14 protein-coding genes and 1 pseudogene are annotated in these 17,697 nt (G+C 51.2%); 5 read left to right on the top strand and 10 right to left on the bottom strand.

Annotated elements, in window-relative coordinates; all coding sequences use genetic code 11:
• Positions 1–506: 506 nt before the first annotated feature.
• Positions 507–1,292 carry a stalk domain-containing protein gene (locus N0M98_RS31830; protein ID WP_249860728.1) on the top strand — a complete coding sequence of 262 codons (786 nt, stop codon included), beginning with the start codon at positions 507–509 and terminating at the stop codon, positions 1,290–1,292.
• A gap of 208 nt (positions 1,293–1,500) precedes the next feature.
• Here N0M98_RS31830 and glmS read toward each other — a convergent pair whose 3' ends face one another.
• The 7 genes from glmS to ppc form a co-directional block, all read right to left on the bottom strand.
• Positions 1,501–3,330: a glutamine--fructose-6-phosphate transaminase (isomerizing) gene (glmS, locus tag N0M98_RS31835; RefSeq protein WP_249860727.1), complete on the bottom strand. Its 1,830-nt coding sequence runs from the start codon at positions 3,328–3,330 to the stop codon at positions 1,501–1,503.
• A gap of 579 nt (positions 3,331–3,909) precedes the next feature.
• A complete protein-coding gene (gene glmM, locus N0M98_RS31840) occupies positions 3,910–5,250 on the bottom strand; it encodes a phosphoglucosamine mutase (protein ID WP_259620291.1) in 1,341 nt (446 codons plus the stop codon).
• A 45-nt stretch (positions 5,251–5,295) separates the two neighbouring features.
• Positions 5,296–6,624, bottom strand: a complete 1,329-nt coding sequence (locus N0M98_RS31845; RefSeq protein ID WP_259620292.1) for a CdaR family protein — start codon at positions 6,622–6,624, stop codon at positions 5,296–5,298.
• Positions 6,625–7,431, bottom strand: a complete 807-nt coding sequence (gene cdaA, locus N0M98_RS31850) for a diadenylate cyclase CdaA (protein ID WP_249860724.1) — start codon at positions 7,429–7,431, stop codon at positions 6,625–6,627.
• A gap of 133 nt (positions 7,432–7,564) precedes the next feature.
• On the bottom strand, positions 7,565–8,176 hold the full coding sequence (locus N0M98_RS31855; protein WP_249860723.1) for a zf-HC2 domain-containing protein: 612 nt from the start codon (positions 8,174–8,176) through the stop codon (positions 7,565–7,567).
• A 78-nt stretch (positions 8,177–8,254) separates the two neighbouring features.
• Entirely contained in the window at positions 8,255–8,812 is a 558-nt protein-coding gene (sigW, locus tag N0M98_RS31860; protein WP_375295581.1) for an RNA polymerase sigma factor SigW, read from the bottom strand.
• Positions 8,813–9,276: 464 nt separating this feature from the next.
• A complete protein-coding gene (gene ppc / locus N0M98_RS31865; protein ID WP_259620294.1) occupies positions 9,277–12,066 on the bottom strand; it encodes a phosphoenolpyruvate carboxylase in 2,790 nt (929 codons plus the stop codon).
• Positions 12,067–12,461: 395 nt separating this feature from the next.
• Here ppc and N0M98_RS31870 point away from each other — a divergent pair, with 395 nt between their 5' ends.
• From N0M98_RS31870 to N0M98_RS31885, 4 genes and pseudogenes are all read left to right on the top strand, one after another.
• Positions 12,462–12,833, top strand: a complete 372-nt coding sequence (locus N0M98_RS31870) for a GntR family transcriptional regulator (RefSeq protein WP_259620295.1) — start codon at positions 12,462–12,464, stop codon at positions 12,831–12,833.
• Positions 12,830–13,727, top strand: a pseudogene (locus tag N0M98_RS31875) (ABC transporter ATP-binding protein). The gene N0M98_RS31870 and the pseudogene N0M98_RS31875 overlap by 4 nt, the downstream one beginning before the upstream one ends.
• Entirely contained in the window at positions 13,724–14,407 is a 684-nt protein-coding gene (locus N0M98_RS31880; protein ID WP_249860718.1) for a hypothetical protein, read from the top strand. Before N0M98_RS31875 ends, N0M98_RS31880 begins: the two are co-directional and overlap by 4 nt.
• Positions 14,408–14,623: 216 nt before the next feature.
• Positions 14,624–15,121 carry a CcdC protein domain-containing protein gene (locus N0M98_RS31885; protein ID WP_259620296.1) on the top strand — a complete coding sequence of 166 codons (498 nt, stop codon included), beginning with the start codon at positions 14,624–14,626 and terminating at the stop codon, positions 15,119–15,121.
• A gap of 37 nt (positions 15,122–15,158) precedes the next feature.
• Here the strand turns inward: N0M98_RS31885 and srtB are convergent, their stop codons facing one another.
• From srtB to N0M98_RS31900, 3 genes are read right to left on the bottom strand one after another with little or no spacing between them, the layout of a single operon-like run.
• Positions 15,159–15,932 (bottom strand): class B sortase, encoded by a 774-nt coding sequence (gene srtB / locus N0M98_RS31890; protein WP_259620297.1) that lies wholly within the window; start codon positions 15,930–15,932, stop codon positions 15,159–15,161.
• A 17-nt stretch (positions 15,933–15,949) separates the two neighbouring features.
• Positions 15,950–16,720: an ABC transporter ATP-binding protein gene (locus N0M98_RS31895; RefSeq protein ID WP_249866399.1), complete on the bottom strand. Its 771-nt coding sequence runs from the start codon at positions 16,718–16,720 to the stop codon at positions 15,950–15,952.
• Complete coding sequence (locus N0M98_RS31900) at positions 16,710–17,693, bottom strand: FecCD family ABC transporter permease (RefSeq protein ID WP_259620298.1); 984 nt, start codon at positions 17,691–17,693, stop codon at positions 16,710–16,712. Before N0M98_RS31900 ends, N0M98_RS31895 begins: the two co-directional genes overlap by 11 nt.
• Positions 17,694–17,697: the final 4 nt, after the last annotated feature.

A 17,697-nucleotide genomic window follows, 5' to 3' on the forward strand; every position in this document is an offset into this window, starting at 1 on the left:
CATGATCGTCATCCTCCATGTGCACGGTTTTTCATCGTTTTGAAACGATTTCCTTGCATATGAATTCGACGAAATGCGCATCAAACCCTTGTCGTTACTGGATTTTTTGGTCGTTCAGCAAGCCCTATTTAACATCGACATTAAAATCGGATTCTTTATACCCCATTGCCAACAGATGCGCAACCACCTTCTGTTCGACTGACTCTTCAGATTCAGAAGGCCTAGAGATGCAACCGGTTGAAAGAATAATCATTGCAAAAATAAAAAAATAACACCGCAGCTTTTCTATTAAGCATCACTATAACGATCCCTTCAATAATGTAATAATAGCTCTAGATAGTTTAACGTATCGAACGATTGAAAAGTTATTGTTCGGTCTATTGACTCTATCATTTTTTTAACGTCGTTGTTATTATCGAGATTTACAACATTGATATGAAGCATTCCACGATTTAAATTTTGCTCGAAGGGCAGAAAAAAAATTTATTCTTTAGGAGAGTGTGAATATGAAGAAATTTGTCCCTGGGTTATTGGCGGGAATCATAATCGCAACGGCTTCAGCTGCATATGCTGAAGCCGGTCTGCAAAAGGTGGAAGCATATCTTAGACCGGATCTGCCTATCACGCTGGACGGAAAGACGGTTAAACTTGAGAGTTCGCCAATGATTTACGACGGTTCAACGTATCTTAAGCTTCGTGATGCAGCTGCATTGACAGGTCTTCTAGTAAATTGGAACGAAGCTGCTCAAACAGTGGAACTTCAAAATGGGGGAGCAAAGATAAGCTCCAATGTTATCCAAAGCAAGATGTCTACAATAGCTGATTTTCTTCACAAAAAATCACTTGAACTAATAAGTATCGATATTGTTGATAGTAAATTAACTATGACCATAAGAAAACTCAATGACCATCGTTCGCTTTTAAAAGCTTCAGAAGTAAGCGGGTTGATAAATTCAATCTATCAGTTACTAGGTCAAAATAATTTTGACCTGATAATCGATCAATTTATTATTCCGGAATCGGCTAATATTGTTGGAGAGATATCATCCATTGATGCTGAAACTAAAAGGGTACTTATTACTGATAAGGATAAAATGAATACTAATGGTGATCCAGATGCCGTATGGGTCTCTTTCAGTCCTGATGCATTTATTGGCATCGATTCTAGGGAGAGGATTCTATTTAATGATCTTAAGATCGGACAAAAAGTGAAAGCATGGAGTGTAGGCCCCCTCTTTGATAGTTATCCGGGTCAAGCTAAAGTTATTGAATTCATTGTTGCTAATGAATAACTGGATAGAGACGCACATACTAAGGGCGTGTTGGCTACCGCAAGTTGACGATTTGGATTGCGACGTGAATATGACCCTGACCCGAAGAGCCCTGCATTTCCTGTCCTTGGCCCAATAAAAAATCCGAGCAAATGTCAGGAAATAATCCTGCATTTGCTCGGAACGAGTTTAATTTCATTGCACATCTGATATGATTGCCTTCTTCCCCTTACTCCACCGTCACGCTCTTCGCCAAGTTCCGCGGCTTATCGACATCGTTGCCGCGCGCCAGGGACGCGTAGTAGGACAGCAGCTGCAGCGGGATAACGGACAGCGCAGGCGTCAGCAGCGTCAGCGTGCGAGGAATCGTGAACACGCCGTCGACGGCTTTGGCAAGCTCGGTTTGGCCTTCGGATTGAACGCCGAACACATGCGCGCCGCGGGCTTTTACTTCCTTAATATTGCTGATCGTCTTCTCCAGCAGATCTTCCTGCGTACCGAGCGCGATGACCGGAACGTCATCCTCGATCAAAGCCAGCGTACCGTGCTTCAATTCGCCGGCCGCATAAGCTTCGGAATGAATGTAAGAAATTTCCTTCAGCTTCAAGGAGCCTTCCAGCGCCACAGCGTAATCGAGACCTCTGCCGATGAAGAACAGGTTGTCATGAGCGGCGACTTGCTCCGCCCATCCTTTGATGCTGTCGGCTTGCGCCAGGATTTGCTCGACTTTCTCAGGAAGCAGCTTCATCTCGGCGATCACATTGGCGATGAAGCCGGCATCCTGCGTACCGAGCGTTTGGGCCAGCTGAAGCCCGAACAGATAGAAGGCGATCAGTTGGGACGTGTAAGCTTTTGTCGAAGCGACGGCGATCTCAGGGCCGGCCCAAGTGACGATCACATGATCCGCTTCGCGGGCAACCGAGCTGCCGACCACGTTGGTGATGGCAAGCACAGCCGCGCCGTTGCGTTTCGCTTCGCGAAGCGCCGCCAGCGTATCGGCGGTTTCACCGGATTGGCTGACTACGATGACAAGCGTATCTTTGTTAATGATCGGCTCGCGGTAGCGGTATTCGGATGCTACATCAACTTCTACCGGAATTCTCGCCAGCTTCTCGATGATGCTTTTTCCTACGAGACCGGCATGATAGGCGGTACCGCAAGCAATGATGTGAACGTTGCGGATCGCGCGGATTTGCTCCTCGCTCATGTTCATTTCATCCAGAACAACCTTGCTGCCGGACGGGTCCAGACGTGCGCCCATCGTATCGCGGTAAGCTTTCGGCTGATCATGGATTTCTTTCATCATGAAGTGATCGAATCCAGCTTTTTCCGCCGTCATAATATCCCAATCGACATAAAATAATTCCCGGGAAATAAAATTCCCCTCCAGTGTCATTAATTCGACACCATCTTTCGTCAAAACCGCCATTTCTCCGTCATTGAGAATGTACACGTTGCGGGTGTAATCCAGAATGGCGGGAATGTCGGAACCGATGAAGTTCTCGCCTTCGCCGACGCCGATGATCAGCGGGCTGGACAAGCGCACGGCCACCAGCTTCTCCGGCTCATACTCCGTCAGAACGCCCAAGGCAAAAGCGCCGCTCATCCGTTTCACGGCTTGCTGCACCGCTTTCACGATGTCGCCTTCATACAAGCTTGCGATCAGGTGAGAAATAACCTCCGTATCCGTCTCCGATACGAATACATGGCCTTTGGCGATCAATTCTTCTTTCAAGGAAACATAGTTTTCGATAATCCCGTTATGAACGACTGAAAATTTATTCGAATTATCCGTATGCGGATGCGAGTTAACATCGGACGGTTTGCCGTGAGTCGCCCAACGGGTATGGCCGATCCCGATCGATCCGTTCAATGGCGATTCTCCCAGCTTCGACTCCAGGTTGGCCAAGCGGCCTTTCGACTTTTTCACTTGCAAGCCGTTTTCCGTAAACACGGCGACTCCGGCGGAGTCATAGCCGCGGTACTCTAGTTTTTTCAAGCCTTCAATCAATATATTTTGAGAATTACGTTTACCAACGTATCCAACGATACCACACATAAGGGATAGAACCTCCTGCTATTTTGAGAAACCCGCTTATCGACGTCGTTTTGAAGATAAGCGACCGCACACGGCGGCATTTGTCATTCATACCGCACCGTTGTCATCACATATCTTATATAGCGACTATGTGGCTAACGCTGCTTGCAAAGCAAATAAAGGGTTCGCGTCTTTCCTCGTCATGCCGGACTCTTGTGCCCCCGGTTGCCCGAAGGTTTTGCATTCCGACTTATACGGTAGTGATCGCCTACCGGAAGGTCCCCGCCGAATGTTTCGAACACCTTCACCTCGTCAACTTGCAAGCGGCTGCCCGGCCCCGGACGGTCCTCATCCGGACGTAACACCCTCGCAAGTTCTGGCGCTGTTCTTATGGTTAACCTCTGCCCACCTTTCCATTTCGGAGTAAAAGCATACTATCATCTTATTCATTTTCATGATGATGTGCAACAGATATTTTCATGATATTTTCATCACGTCAGGCACAAAAATAAAAATTCCCCGACGGGTCATGCCCGCCAGAGAATTTTCATAACCGTTGCTTGCATATTGCCGATATATAATAAAAAAATAATTGCTGTATTAGCCCAATTGCTGCTTAATGACATCCGCGATTTCTTGAACGTAGGCTTCCACTTGCTCTTTATCCGGGCCTTCGGCCATAACGCGAATTAACGACTCCGTGCCGGACGGTCTGACCAAGACGCGGCCGTTGTCGCCGAGCTCGTTCTCGACTTTGGCGATAGCCTCGGCGATCGCGGTGTTTTCTTTCCATTTGCTTTTGTCCGCTACGCGTACGTTAACCAGCTTCTGCGGATATTTGCGCATAATTTGCTTCAGCTCGCTCAGCTTCTTGCCCGATTTCGCCAAAGTATCCATCAGCTGCAGCGCCGTCAGAATGCCGTCTCCCGTCGTATTATAGTCCAAGAAAATCACATGGCCCGACTGCTCGCCGCCGAGATTGTAACCGCCCTTGCGCATTTCCTCCATCACATAACGATCGCCGACCGCCGTCTGCGCCGCCTTCAAGCCGGCCGCCTCAATCCCTTTGAAAAAGCCGATATTGCTCATCACCGTCGTCACAATCGTGCTTTGGTTGAGCCGCCCCGCTTCGTTCAGCGCATAACCGCAGATGCTCAGGATGAAGTCGCCGTCGACTTCTTCTCCGTTCTCGTCAATCGCGATAAGACGGTCCGCATCGCCGTCGAAGGAGAGTCCCAGCGCCGCTTGATGCCCCAGAACAACCTTCTGCAGCGCTTCCGGATGCGTCGATCCGCAATGATCGTTAATGTTGCGGCCGTTCGGCTCCGCACCGACCGTAATCACTTCCGCTCCCAAAGCTTCGAATACTTTCGGAGCCAGTTCATAAGCCGCGCCGTTCGCACAGTCGAGCGCAATCTTGAAGCCTTGGAACGAGGAGGTTACCGTCGATTTTACAAAGTCCAGGTATTGATACTTCGCTTCGTCGTTATCTACCGCCGTGCCCAGATCTCCGCCGACCGGCCGAGGCAGCTCGTCGACTTCCGCATCCATCAGCCGCTCAATCTCCAGCTCCGTCTCGTCGGACAGCTTATATCCGTCGCCGCCGAAAAACTTGATTCCGTTGTCTTCCACAGGATTGTGGGAAGCCGAGATCATGACCCCGGCGTCCGCCTTCAGCGTGCGGGTCAAGTACGCGACGGCCGGCGTCGAGACGACGCCCAGCCTGATTACATTCGCTCCGATGGACAGCAGTCCCGCGACCAGCGCCGCCTCCAGCATCGTTCCGGAAATCCGCGTATCGCGGCCGATGACGACATTCGGCTTCTCCACTTGTCCTGCCAATACATAACCGCCGCAGCGGCCGATCTTATATGCTAACTCCGGAGTAAGCTCCTGATTGGCTACGCCGCGTACTCCGTCAGTCCCAAAATATTTCCCCATGAACCGAATCTCCCTTTCTTCTCCCAATGAACTTTGTTTGCGTAGTTATTGCTTGGCCGTATCGCTTGAGCCGGCATTCTGATCGTTCTGATCGCTCTGACTCTTCTGATTATTCTGAGCGTTCGGGCTGCTCTGCGCGCCCTGCTTGGCGCTGATCTCGACCGTAGCCTTGAAATCCTGCTGCGGCCCTTTCTTAATGAACGTTGGCAAATTGAACACCACCGGCAGCTCATGGCGGCCCGGAGGCAGGTTGCTCACATCCAGAATCGCCTGCACATCCTGCGCCTTCACTTTATCCAACAGCGCCGGTGCTCCCTCCACATTAAGGCTAAGCTTGCCGCTTTCCGGCAGCACCACCTTCGTGTCGAAGCCGTCGTTCTGCCCGATGATGGACAGCGGGATTTGCTCCAGCGTCTTCGTCGCCGAGGCGACGATGTTGATCTTCACTTCCACCTTGGCGGGATCGAGCTGCGTCGCCTTGTTCGCAAGCGGAATATCCAGCGACAGCGTATACTCCTTCTCTTCCTTCAGATCGGCGAGATTAATGCTCGGTCCCTCATAATACTCCATGCGGTTAAGCACGTCCTGAGGACCGTACACCGTCACCTTGTCCGTATTTTGCTGCAGCGAAGCTACGCTGAATCCCCGCGGCGGTTCCCCGACAAGCTTAAGCTGCAGCGGCACCGTCGTAAACGGACTCGTGATCGGTACTTCCACCTCGACGACCGCCGGATTGATCGTAGCCATCTCCATCACTTTGCCGTCCTTGTCATAGGCGACAAGGCGCGCTTTGCTTGAAACGGCGGACCCGGCTTTCTCCACATTGACATCGGCCCGCACGGACTCGATATTGTCGATGCTGCCGCTCGGTACCGTCACGGTGACTTTATTCGGCTTCACCACGGGCTGACCCGCTTTGAGCCCGACGGCAGGAATTCCCGTCACATTGACGGTAACCGGCATCTGCTTGTTGGATTTCTCGTCAATGACAACCTTCGCGTTCGGCGGGGTGATTTTGACCGTGACGCCCGTAGGGAAACCTACAGGAGTCAGCGGCACGATCCGCTCTCCCTTGCCGTAGCTCGTTAAATCCAGCTCGACGGAGTAATTGCTCGCCCCCATCGCTTTTTTCAGAATCGAATCTTTGCCCGATATCGTCACGACGACCTGAGCCGGATCTATCGATTCGATATAATATTGATTCGCATCGTATTTCGGCGTTACGGACACATTGGAAATTTGCTCCTCCCTAACTCCCGTAACGCTTGTCCCCGGCACTGAGTTGTCCTCCATGTGCACGACCAGCCATAGCATAATCCCGATCACCAGGGCAACGACCTTCACGACATTCGTATTGCGCAACCAACGATCCATCTATCGCAGCCTCCATTTCCAAATGGAGCTTTTTTCCTTGGCCTTCGTCTTCGACTTCAGCTCCTCGAACAGCTTGGAGAGCAGCGTCTCTTCCTTGATATCCCGGAGCACATGCCCGTTCATGGCCAGCGACACCTGTCCCGTCTCCTCGGAGACGATCACGCAGATCGCATCGGACACTTCGCTCATGCCGATCGCCGCGCGGTGCCGGGTTCCCAGCTCCTTGCTGATGAACGGATTCTCGGACAGCGGCAAATAACAGCCTGCGGCCATCAGCCGGTTCCCGCTAAGCAGCACGGCGCCGTCATGCAGCGGCGTATTGGGGATAAAAATGTTAATGAGCAGCTCCGAGCTAATATGAGCTTCGATAGATATGCCCGATTCGATGTAATCTTTAAGTCCGGTTTCCCGTTCGAATACGATTAACGCCCCTATTTTTCTGCGTGCTAAATAATTGACGGCCTTAAGCACTTCGCCGATCCGCCGGTTCAACTCCTGATCGTCCTCGGTAACCCCGCGGCTGAACAACGTTCCGCGCCCCAATTGCTCCAAGGCTCTGCGCAGCTCCGGCTGGAAAATGATGATGACGGCCAGCACCCCGAAGGTAAACATCTGGTTCATCATCCATTGGAGCGTATTCAGCTTAAACCATATGCTGAGCGCCCAGGTCAGTACGACGACGAAAATTCCTTTCAGCAGTTGAATCGCCCGGGTGCCTCTGACAAGCAGGATGAGATTGTATATAACATAACTTACTATTAGTATATCCACAATGTCTTTAATACTGATGGCAGGTATGAAATCCATCGCTTATGCCCCCAACCGGGATTGCGCTTTTTTATCTGTTATCCCTTCTTATCATCATACCACATTATGAAAAAAAAACCCTCCCTTTCACACACCGAATTAGGGAGGATTTTCGAAAAATGGTTCGTATGAACTATTTGGCCTGCGAAATGGTGGAAACCCAGTCGTTCATCTTATACCAAAGCCAACCGAACGCCTGATCGATTTCGGTCACTTGGCCGGATATGTGCGCCGTCGAGGCCATCGCTACCGTGCCGTCGATCACGACGATATTGCCTTTAATGTCTCCGTCCACCTGCACCTTTCCGTTCTCCACCATAAGATTTCCCGCTACTGTCTTCCCTTCCGGCACGTACACCGTATCTCCTTTAATGACGACCGACGAAAGATCCGACCCCTTGACCAGAAGCTCGGTGTCTTCATTCCATAGCGATATGAAGCTGCCCATCATCACAAGAACGAACACAGCCGCAACCGATGCGGCCGGATGACGGCGAACCCACAGCCACCACGGTTGCTTGCGTCTCTCGGGAGGCAGCGCCTGCATAATGCGTTCCGTCAATCCCGACGGCACTTCCTGCTGCGGCCACGCTTGAACGAGCGCCTCGACTTTTTCCAGCTGTTTCAGACGCTCCCTACAAGCCGGACAAACAAGCAAGTGCTCCTTTAACGCTAAGGCTTCCCTACCCTTCAATCCGCCATCCAAATATTCGTGCATCAAAGGAAGGGCTTCCCTGCAATCCATATGAGCCACTCCTTTCTAAGTCCATGAAAGCTTGTGTATAACATTACGTATGACAGACGATTTTGTTTCATATTCGGATTATAAAACATGCTCTAATTTTTTACGTAAATATTCCCTGCCGCGGTGCAGCCGCGTCTTGATCGTCGTTACCGGCATAGCCAATACGTCGCTGATTTCCTGGAGGGACAGATCCTGTAAATAACGCAAAATGACCACCGACTTGTACTTCTCCGGCAGCGCGTCGATCGACTTGCGGATTTCCGTTTGCGTCTCGCTTAGAACAACCTGATCGTCGGGAGCGTCTTCGTTGCTCGGCAGCATCGCATACCAATCGGTCCCTTCACCGTCATTCATTTCGGCATCAAGGGAATAATTGGGCTTTCGCTTTCGAAGGCGATCTATGCACAGATTCGTACCGATACGATAAATCCAGGTGGAAAACTTCTGATTCTCATCGTACCGTTCCAAATTCGTATACACTCTCAAAAAGGTTTCCTGTACTATCTCCTCCGCCTCGTGACGGTTATGCAGCATACGGTTCGCCAGGTGAAATATTTTATCCTTGTACAGCTCTACCAGCTCGGCAAAAGCCACCCTGTCTCCTTTGCGGGCCAGCTTGACGAGCCTTACATCCATTTCGTTCAAACGACATTCCTCCAGACTTCCGATCCCGCTCCAAACTTATGGACACGGCATCGTTAGGACGTCCCGCTCGCTTGCGGGAGTGATTCCTGCCCCTTTGAAAATCATACCAAACCATACCGCCTTATGTACAGTTTATCCCAAAAGATTCATCCGGAATCAATCCGGATTTGTCGGAATCTGTCCGGTAATGATGCAAGAACAAATCCCCCAAGAGTGACGTGATGCTCTGAAGCTTATTCCGTCCGCATCCAGCCTAAGCTGGATCGGCGTCTGACCCTTCCTCTGGAATCGTTCTATGGGTAGACATTCCTTTCGGGGGAGACCCCGGATATCCACAGGATATGGCTGCGCATCATTTCCTAAACAAAAATAAAAAGCCGGGAAGCCCGACTTTCAGGCAACCCGACTTTCATGACAGACCGGCTTTCCGCTCGGCCCATCCGGCTGTTGACGTATCAGCCCGTATTCCGCAGTCCAGCTGCAATGCCGTTGATGGTCAAGAGCACTTCGCGAAGCAGCAGGCTGTCGTCTTCGTTCAGCTCCCGCTGTGCCCGCAGCTCGGACAACAACTGCACCTGCATATAGCTAAGCGGATCGACATACGGATTGCGAAGACGGATCGACTCTTGAATGACCGGTACGTTATCCAAAATTTCCTGCTGTCCGGTAATTTTCAAGATGAGATCGGACGTGCGGTCGTACTCTTCGCTGATCAGATTGAAAATCCGCTCCGCGATCACGGAATCCTTGATCATGCCGCCGTACTCTTTGGCGATCAAAAGGTCTGCTTTGGCAAGAGCCATCTGCAAGTTGTCGATCAAGGACTGAAAGAACGACCAGTTTTGGTACATGTTTTGCAATACCTTCAGATTCTCTTCCTTGCCTTGGTAGTAGCTGTATAGCCCGCTGCCCGACGCGTACCAGGCCGGCAGCAAATAACGGCTCTGCGTCCAGGCAAACACCCAAGGAATCGCGCGCAGGTCCTCGAACCGGTCGCTGCCTTTACGCTTCGAAGGTCTCGAACCGATATTCAGCTCGCCAACCTCCGGAAGAGGGGTGGATTCTTTGAAGAAGGTCAAGAAATCCGGGTCGCGGAAAATCAGATCCTGATATTTCGTCTGGGCATTCTCGGAAATATCTCTCATATAATCTTCCCACTCCGGCTCGATCACCTCGGTTTGCGGCTTGCGCGACATGAGCGCCGCCGTAATCAAGGCCGACGTCGCCTGCTCCAAGCTGCGGTAGGCGATGCCTTTCATCGAATAACGGGAGGACAACACTTCGCCCTGCTCCGTAATTTTGATGCCGCCGCCGATCGTATCGGCCGGTTGCGCGAGAATGCTGCGGTTCAGCGGCATGCCGCCGCGGCCCAATGCGCCACCGCGGCCATGGAAAAACTTCAGCTTCACGCCGAATTCCTTCGCCGCGGCCGTAATGCTGCGCAGCGCCACTCTAAGCTCCCAGTTGGCGGTAATGACGCCGCCGTCCTTGTTGCTGTCGGAATATCCGAGCATAATTTCCTGCAAATGGCTCGTGCTGATCAGGCTGTCGCGGTAAGCCGGAATTCGGAACAGCGTGCGCATAATATCCGGTGCCGCATGAAGATCGTCTATCGTTTCGAACAGCGGTACGGACTGCAGCGTACAGACCACGGTTCCGTCGCTTTCCTTGCGGTACAGGCCCGCTTCCTTGGCGAATACAAGCACTTCCAACAGATCGCTGGCTCCTTGAGTCATACTGATCAAGTAGCTGTTAATACACTGGCGGCCGAACTCCTCCTGAGCCCTCTTCACGACGCGGTACACGTTCAGACATTCGAGCGTTGATTCCGAATAATCCATGTACGGCGACGTAATCGGACGAGGCTCGCTCAGCAAGCCGCTTAGCAGCTCGATCTTGGCTTCTTCGCCAAGTCCCGCGTAATTGTCGCAAATGCTCATCTTGGCGAGAATCTCGGTCATAGCCGCTTCATGCTCTTTGCTGTGCTGACGAATATCCAGCGACGCCAAGTGGAAACCGAACAGTTCAACCTGACGAATCAGCTTGACTACATAAGAGTCGGCGATAAAGTCCGCATAGTGATTGCGCAGGCTGCGCTCGATAATTTTCAGATCGGCGAGAAACTCTTCCGGCGAATTATATTTCTGATTGGCGCCGGCCCGCGGGTTCGACGCCCGTACAATTTTTTCAATCATGTAAGTGACTTTAATCCGGTAAGGCTCATTCTCGTTGCGCCATACTTCGTCGGAGCGAAGCTCCACATTGTGACGGTCGAGCTCTACCGAATCGAGAAGCTCCTGCGTCACTTCGACGATGTTTTTGCTGAAACTCATATGATCGCGCAGATCGCGCAGCAGCTCGGCGTATTTCTCAAGGGCCAGCTGACGCTGCATGTTCAGCGTCTCCCATGTAACGTCCGAGGTCACCGAAGGGTTGCCGTCGCGGTCGCCGCCGATCCATGAGCCGAACTTCATGTACACGGGCACGTGCCATGCTTCCTCCGGATAATATTTATGCAGACAGCGTTCCAGTTCCTGATACACTTCAGGCAGAACGTCGAACAGCGTTTCGTCGAAATAATACATCCCGTTGCGAACTTCGTCGATGACCGTCGGTTTGCGGTCTCTCAGTTCGTCGGTTTGCCACAAGGTGATAACCTCGCCAAGCAGATTGGCCCGCAGCTGCTCGCGCTCGCGGAACGTCAAGCTCGGGTTATCCAGCTCCATAACGTCGTTGGCGATACGCTGATGAATATCGAGCACGACGCGGCGGCTTGCTTCCGTCGGGTGAGCCGTCATCACCAGTTCCAGGGAGATGCCCTGAATCATGTCTTGAACCTCGGCCGCAGGAATATGCTGCTGCTTCAAATCGCGCACCACATCCTCGATTGAACCGGGCTGAACATTTTCCCCTGCGGAACGTTCATAATCGCGTTTGCGGCGAATACGGTGGTTTTGCTCCGCAATGTTAACCAATTGGAAGTAAATGGCGAACGCACGAATAACCTGATGTCTCTTATCAGGCGCCAAAGAGTTGATCGTCTCTTTGAATTCGGCGAACATTTCGGGTGTGTACTGGGCGCGCAGCATCTTGCTCATCTCTCTGATTTGCTCCACGATAGCCAGCAACTCATTGCCGCCTTGATGAACCAGCACTTCGCCCAGAATATGCCCCAAGAATCGCACATCTCTGCGAAGTAGATTGTTTGACGTGTTTTTGTTAATCAAGCTGCCTGAATCCGACATGGTTCTCCTCCATCCTTACCTAGGATCCTTAACAATTTTCCGCCCGATTCGCGGGCTGGATCTTTAATTCGATCACGAATCCCCCGTTCACCGGTCTGCTAGGTCATAATGAATATTTTAACACAATACCGCGCTACCATACAGCATTTTTCTATAGGAAATGTTAGACTTTCTCACTTTACCACGGTCTGGACAAGAAAAAAAGACTTTTTCCCGGTTGCCCCTCCCCGGAAGTATTTTGCTGAAACCTTAACCGTTTTCTTACGCATACTTCTCTTAAACGGGATTTACCAATGATTAGCGGCATACATCTATTGACACGCAAGACCGGTACCTCTATAGTTAGTTACATGAGTAATTAACCAATGTAGTAGTGGAGAGTTGGTGATCCGATTATGGGGCTGATGATTGATAATACCCGGCCTATTTTTATGCAAATAGCGGAGAAGATCGAGGATGACATCGTCGAAGGACGGCTGCCCGAAGAATCGCAGGTTCCGTCGACGAACCAATTTGCCGCCTTTTATCAGATTAATCCGGCAACGGCTGCCAAGGGAGTCAATTTGCTGGTCGATCAAGGCATCTTGTACAAAAAGCGAGGGATCGGCATGTTTGTAGCGGCGGGAGCCCGTGCGGAATTGCTGGAAAAGCGCAAGCATCAGTTTTACGAGCAATATGTCGTCGCAATGATCCGCGAAGCGGCAAAGCTTGGGATTACCAAGGAACAATTGACCGAGATGATACGAAAAGGAGGGTCAACTTCATGAGCGATGTTGTTGAAGTCCGCGATTTGTATAAATCGTTCGGCAGCGTGAAAGCCGTCGACGGAATCAGCTTTTCCGTTCAATCCGGCAAAATCTACGGGCTGCTCGGCAGAAACGGCGCGGGAAAAACGACGATTATGCAGATGATTGCAGCGCAGTTATTTGCGACCGACGGAGAAATCAAAGTATTCGGACAATCTTCATATGAAAATAATCGCGTCCTAAGCCGGATTTGTTTTATCAAAGAAAGTCAGAAATACCCGGAGCACTTCCTTGTCGAGGACGTGCTGGCTCTGGCCCCATCGATCTTTCCGAATTGGGATGAAGAATTCGCCTATTCCTTGATTGAACAATTTCAGCTTCCGCTTAAGCGAAGGATCAAGAAGCTGTCGAGAGGGATGCTGTCTTCGGTAGGAATCGTAGTCGGTCTGGCCAGCCGCGCGCCGCTGACGATGTTCGACGAGCCGTATTTGGGACTGGACGCCGTCGCTAGGGGGCTGTTCTACGATAGGCTGATTGAGGATTACGCGGAACATCCGCGAACGATCATCTTGTCCACGCATTTGATTGACGAGGTTAGCCGGATTCTGGAGCATGTACTCGTCATCGACCGGGGCAAGCTGATTCTCGATGAGGAGACGGAGGCGCTGCGCGGGCAGGCGTTTGCCGTGGCCGGTACGGCTTCTACCGTCGATACATTCATAGCGGGTAAGCGCACGATTTCGCGCGAACCGTTCGGCACATTCGTATCTGCTTCCATCTTGGGAAGCTTGAACGCCGCGGAGCGTCAGCGCGCAGAGGCTCTGGGACTGGAGCTTGCGCCCGTATCCTTGCAGCAGCTGATCCGTCCATTTGACTAACGGCAAATCGGGGGGAAAGGAGGCCGAAGCTTTATGAACCGTATTCCGGGTATGATGAAAATGCATATAAGAGCCAAATGGACCTCCCTTCTGTTCCCATGGGTCATTTTGTTTACCAGCTTCATCATTAATCTGTTCATCAGCTATTTGATCAATAACCAGGAACCGTTCTACACCGGAGGTCTTGCATCCATTTTTTTCAGCATGCCGGTTATCGGCGCCGTTACTTTAGCCCATACGTTTCCCTTTGCTTTGGGCTTCTGCGTGCGGAGAAGGGATTATTTTCTCGGCACGGCTTTAGCGGCCGTTATCACCAACACAATTACAGCCGTTTTGCTCTGCTTGCTTTCTCTCGTGGAGTCGGCAACGGATGGTTGGGGCGTAAGAATGCACTTCTTTAATGTCCCGTTCATCAATCAATTCGGCCCGCTAGGACATTTGATCATTTATTTGGTGCTCCTGCTGCATTTATATTTCCTTGGGTTTGCGGTCTCCAGCTTGCATCGCCGGTTCGGTCCGGGCGGATTATTTATGTTTCTTGCCGCCGCCCTCATCTTGCTTAGCGCCTCGGCGCTTCTGCTCACGCATTATCGGCTGTGGGGCCCATTCGCCCTAGGATTTAGCGCTCATTTCAACCTGATCGTAGGATGTATGGCACTGGCGATACTCCTCTATGCTTTCCTCTCGTATGCTCTGCTGCGCAGAGCGACGGACTGAGCCTGAACTTCCCGATTGACCGAGAAATAAGGATAATCCCGATTCCGGTTTAGCACAATAATCACAATAACTAAAATCACGGGTGAAATACGCCGACTTTTGCTTATCGGAAACGTCTTCTTACTCGCTGCTGTCTCCCATGAAGGCCTTTGCCGATTCCGGAGACCGTTCCAGCTTGCTTCATCTATTTAACACAGTTCTAACAGGAGGTTATTCATGACGACTCAAACGATCATTCAATTCGCCGTCATTGCCGTTATCATCGTTCTTGTTGTGTGGCTTAGATCGCGCCGCGGGGACAAACCGGTCCGCAGCAACGGGCTTGGCATGCTGACTCCGGCAATCCTGCTGCCCGTTATCTTCGGCGCTTCCATTCGTTCCATGATGCATATTCCCGATCACCCGTTCCATTTGCCCGCGATTTGGGAGATGGTTTGCGCAGGCGTCCTCGGAATCGCTCTCGGCGGCATTATGCTTTATCATACAGGATATGAAAAAAGAGAGGATGGGCGGATCTACCCCAAACGCAACAAAAATTTCAAATATGTCATTATCGCCGTCATTGTCATTCGGGTTGCATTGTCTCAATATTTCAAAGGGCTGGACTATACGGAGTTTACGATTTTGACGATGGTCATGGCATATTTATACATTTTCGTCTGGCGCGTCGGCAGCTTTATCAAGTTCCGCCAAATTAGCAAAACCGCATCTTGATCGGATGCTGTTATCGCGGGTCATTGCGAAGGCCGTTCTAGCTTCGGACCAGCTTGGCATGAACCGCCAGCCGGCCTTCCTCCGGGTCCAGCGTGTAATCGCAAGTAGACAGAGTAATAATCATATCTTCCGCCGTCACTTCCGTGTCGGTCCGGTACAGAGAACGGCTCCTGATTTCTTGCAAAAACCGCTCATACTGCTCGTCGCTTTCAAACGATGTTTGAATATAATTGAAATCCGTCTTCGTATAGTAGACGGAGAACACTTCGGCCTCGTAACGATCTGTCAGCGTCTCATAAGAGAACGTCGGATGCTCTTCCAAAAACTCTCTTTGCAAATATTCCTTCAATTGGCCGAACATCGAGCCGTCTTTCATCCGATGTCCGTACAAAATCGTATTGCGCCGCTCCCCGGGCGCGCCGTTGCGATAATCCATAAATATGCTGCCCGCCTTCTCGGGCTCCCGCTTCAGGTTGTGCGACAAATAAAATTCATTGTCCCGCCCTCGAACAATCGGGTAATCGATGAAGGTGTCGTCGACCTTAAGCCACCCTGCCACATCGGGATTCCAAGCGAGCAGGCCTTGAAACCGCGGCGGCGCTTCGCTGGAAGGCGCTTTTTCTACAGCACTGTTCTCTGCGTAAACCTGCCGTGCTTCCGCCATGACCTGCCGCGCATGATGGTATCCGTTTCCGGCAGCCGCCAGCTCGACGATGCCATAGACAAGCGCGGCGACGCTTAAAAAGGTCAGTGCTTGCAGCGAACGATCCTTGACGCGGCGGCGTAAGCCTATCCGTCCCTCATCTTGCATCGGCTCACCTTCCCTCATTAAATACCAACGGGCACCATGTAAAGACCGGTGTCCTCTCCGCTTTTCACCACAACGTCCACTCCATAAATCAGCTTGACCGTACTCTCGGTAATAACTTCATGCGGAGCACCCTTCATGGCGATTTCCCCCTGCTTCATGACGATCAAATGATCGCTGTAGCGGATCGCCTGATTAATATCATGCAGCACCATTACGATCGTAAGACCGTACTTTGCATTCAGCTGTTTGATCAGCTCCAACAATTCGATTTGGTAATAAATATCCAAATACGTCGTCGGTTCATCCAAGAACAAAATGCCGGTCTTCTGCGCCAGCGCCATGGCAATCCATACTCTTTGCCGCTCTCCTCCAGATAATTGATCGATGGTCAATTTTCTTTTCGATTGAAGATTGGTGCAGTTCAGCGCCCATTCGATCGCCTGTTCATCTTCTTCGTTACTTTGCGAAAACATACTTTTATGAGGCATCCGGCCGAATCCCGTCAGCTTCTCCACGGTCATATCCGATGGAGCGTCGTTATGCTGATGAACGACAGCCAGCTTCTTGGCCAGCTCCTTCGGCTTATACAAGCTGATCGCTTTGCCGTCCAGTATTACTTCTCCGTTTCGCGGAGTGTAGTTTTGCGACATGACGCCCAGCAGCGTCGATTTCCCGCAGCCGTTGGGACCGATGATGGTCGTAATTTTCCCTGGCTCAATATGACCGGTGACGGATTTCAGCTGATCGTTCTTTTTATCATAGGAAAATGTAATGTCTTTAATTTCCATGGATTCGATCACTCTTTCTCAGTAAAAATATCAAAAACGGTCCGCCGATCACCGTCATAATAATCGAAGCCGGAATTTCCGTCGGCGCCACCACCGTCCGCCCCAGCGTATCCGCCGTCAAAATCAACAATGCTCCCGTAAGCGCGCTGAAAGGAATCAGCACCTTATGATCGGAGCCTACCAGAATGCGGGCGATATGCGGAATGAGCAGACCGACAAAGGCGATCAGTCCGCCGATGGCCGTTGCGACAGCAGCCAGCAGAACCGCTACGACCGAAACGAGCAGCCGAGCCCGATTGACGTTCAGCCCCAAGTTTTTCGCCGACTTATCCTGCAGTGCCAGCATGTTGCACCAAGAGCACAGCATCATGGCAAGGATCAGCCCGATCGTGCCATAGATGACCATGACTTCGACATCGTTCCAAGTTTTCATCGTAAATACCGAAGTCGTAGCCTGGTTCACTTGCGTCACCGCATAGCTGCCCCGGTAATTGAACGACTGCCCCAGTCCGGTAAAAGTCGCGTTCACCGCAATACCTACGAGGATAATACGAATCGGACTAAGCCCCGCCTTCCAGGAAAAGGAATATACGAGAAAGCAAGCCAGCGCGCCGCCGAGAAAAGCGAACAGCGGCATAAAGAAAAACCATTTCGGGAATATCGTAACTATCAAAATCGAGATAAACCCCGCTCCCGAAGAAATGCCGATCACTCCTGAGTCCGCCAGCGAGCTTCTCATCACCGCTTGCAGCAGCACCCCGGACACCGCCAATGCCGCTCCTACGAACAGCGCGATAATAATCCTCGGCAGACGCAAGTCACGAATGACCTGCACATTTTTATTCGTCCCGGTAACAAGCCCGTGAATCAGCTCCCAGCTGCTTACCTTAATGCTTCCGGTCGTAGCCGAAATGGCGATGACCACAATGAGCAGGAGAATCACGGACGCTATGCTTATCACTTTTTTATTCATTATT

Origin of the sequence: Paenibacillus doosanensis (genome assembly GCF_025060755.1) — a bacterium.
Taxonomy (GTDB): Bacteria; Bacillota; Bacilli; order Paenibacillales; family NBRC-103111; genus Paenibacillus_S; species Paenibacillus_S doosanensis.

Coding starts and splice junctions, on each gene's coding strand:
- N0M98_RS31895 (WP_249866399.1), bottom strand. CDS start 16,720: ATGGAAATTAAAGACATTACATTTTCCTATGATAAAAAGAACGATCAG.
- cdaA (WP_249860724.1), bottom strand. CDS start 7,431: ATGGATTTCATACCTGCCATCAGTATTAAAGACATTGTGGATATACTA.
- sigW (WP_375295581.1), bottom strand. CDS start 8,812: ATGGATGTAAGGCTCGTCAAGCTGGCCCGCAAAGGAGACAGGGTGGCT.
- N0M98_RS31870 (WP_259620295.1), top strand. CDS start 12,462: ATGGGGCTGATGATTGATAATACCCGGCCTATTTTTATGCAAATAGCG.
- N0M98_RS31880 (WP_249860718.1), top strand. CDS start 13,724: ATGAACCGTATTCCGGGTATGATGAAAATGCATATAAGAGCCAAATGG.
- N0M98_RS31855 (WP_249860723.1), bottom strand. CDS start 8,176: ATGGATTGCAGGGAAGCCCTTCCTTTGATGCACGAATATTTGGATGGC.
- N0M98_RS31885 (WP_259620296.1), top strand. CDS start 14,624: ATGACGACTCAAACGATCATTCAATTCGCCGTCATTGCCGTTATCATC.
- glmM (WP_259620291.1), bottom strand. CDS start 5,250: ATGGGGAAATATTTTGGGACTGACGGAGTACGCGGCGTAGCCAATCAG.
- N0M98_RS31900 (WP_259620298.1), bottom strand. CDS start 17,693: ATGAATAAAAAAGTGATAAGCATAGCGTCCGTGATTCTCCTGCTCATT.
- N0M98_RS31830 (WP_249860728.1), top strand. CDS start 507: ATGAAGAAATTTGTCCCTGGGTTATTGGCGGGAATCATAATCGCAACG.
- ppc (WP_259620294.1), bottom strand. CDS start 12,066: ATGTCGGATTCAGGCAGCTTGATTAACAAAAACACGTCAAACAATCTA.
- glmS (WP_249860727.1), bottom strand. CDS start 3,330: ATGTGTGGTATCGTTGGATACGTTGGTAAACGTAATTCTCAAAATATA.
- srtB (WP_259620297.1), bottom strand. CDS start 15,932: ATGCAAGATGAGGGACGGATAGGCTTACGCCGCCGCGTCAAGGATCGT.
- N0M98_RS31845 (WP_259620292.1), bottom strand. CDS start 6,624: ATGGATCGTTGGTTGCGCAATACGAATGTCGTGAAGGTCGTTGCCCTG.